Below are 1,377 nucleotides of genomic sequence, written 5' to 3' on the forward strand. Positions count from 1 at the left end.
TTGCAGATGTGGACGGCCCCCCACTTGTCAGGATGGTAGCAGACTTTTGACCTGATCGCTTGCTATCAGATGTCCGGCCTGTTTGCGCGGACAAAGTCCGCTGGCCAAGATGGTGTTCGCTACGCACGCTCCAAGCACATAGGCGACCTTGATGATGCCAGTGTAATCTACGGAAGCTCGCGCGTATCGACCGATCGGTCCTTCCATCTACTGCGTCCTGCAAGTTCGTGGGCTATCCGCCGAGCAACTCGCTCGCGGTGCCGATTTCAGATCAGACGGGCATGGCGGCTACCGGTCGGTTGTATACTCCGCCCGATATCATCAATCGCCAAGCGATACGGGCGAACTTGTTGGCCAAGGCCACCGCCACCAATTTCGGCGGCTTTCGCTCCAGTAGCGATGCAAGCCAGGGTGTCGGCTTATGACGGCCCTTTCGAATGTGCCTTAGCAGCGCGGTCGCGCCGACAATCAACGTCGATCGGAGCATTGAGTCTCCGGCCTTTGTGATTCCGCCATATCTTTGCCGGCCGCCCGTCGAATGATCCTTGGGTGTCAGTCCGAGCCAAGCGGCAAAGTCGCGGCCTGACCTGAACGTCTCCGGCGGCGGCGCCTTCATGCTTAGCATGGACGACCCAATCGGACCGACGCCGGGAATTGTCGCGATCCGCCTGCTGACATCATCGTCGCGGTGCCACCTCATCAGCTTGGCTTCGATCTTTGCCAGGCGGGCTTCGACCGTGGCATATTCCTCTGCTTGGAGTCGGAAGAGATCCTTTGCCATTTCCGGTAAGCTATCATCCTCGAGCACCCGCTTGATAAGTTGCGCGACATTCTGCCGACCGGCGGGGCCGACGATGCCAAACTCAGCCGCATAGCTCCTGAAAGCATTGGAAAGCTGCGACTTCACGCTGACCAGGCGTTCCCGCACAGTCATTAACATGCAGGCCGCTTGGCGTTCCTTCGATTTGACCGGTACAAACCGCATACTCGGCCGGGTGACCGCCTCGCACAGCGCTTCGGCATCGGCCGCGTCGTTCTTGCCGCGCTTCACGTAAGCCTTCACGTACTGAGGTGGGATCAGCTTCACCTCGTGACCGAACGACTGCAGCAGGCGCGCCCAATGATGCGAGCTGCCGCAGGACTCGATGGCGACGAGAACCGGTGGAAGCCGCTCGAAGTAGCGGATCATCTCGGCTCGCCGGAACTGGCGGCGGACCACCACCACCTCGTTCTCATCAACACCATGAAGCTGGAAAACCGACTTGGAAGTGTCCATACCGATGCGAACAGGAAGATTCATCAGACTTTCCTCTCATCTAGCTGTGACGCTGACAGCGCCATAGAACCGTGGGGATGAGAGGCCGTCCACACCAGCAC

The 1,377-nt window shown here is 59.3% G+C and carries 1 protein-coding gene; it reads right to left on the reverse strand.

Features of this window, described 5'->3' with window-relative positions:
• Positions 1–271 precede the first annotated feature (271 nt).
• A complete protein-coding gene (locus IVB13_RS16705; protein WP_007600253.1) occupies positions 272–1,300 on the reverse strand; it encodes an IS110 family transposase in 1,029 nt (342 codons plus the stop codon).
• Positions 1,301–1,377: the final 77 nt, after the last annotated feature.

Source organism: Bradyrhizobium sp. 17 (assembly GCF_023073515.1).
Lineage (GTDB): Bacteria > Pseudomonadota > Alphaproteobacteria > Rhizobiales > Xanthobacteraceae > Bradyrhizobium > Bradyrhizobium canariense_D.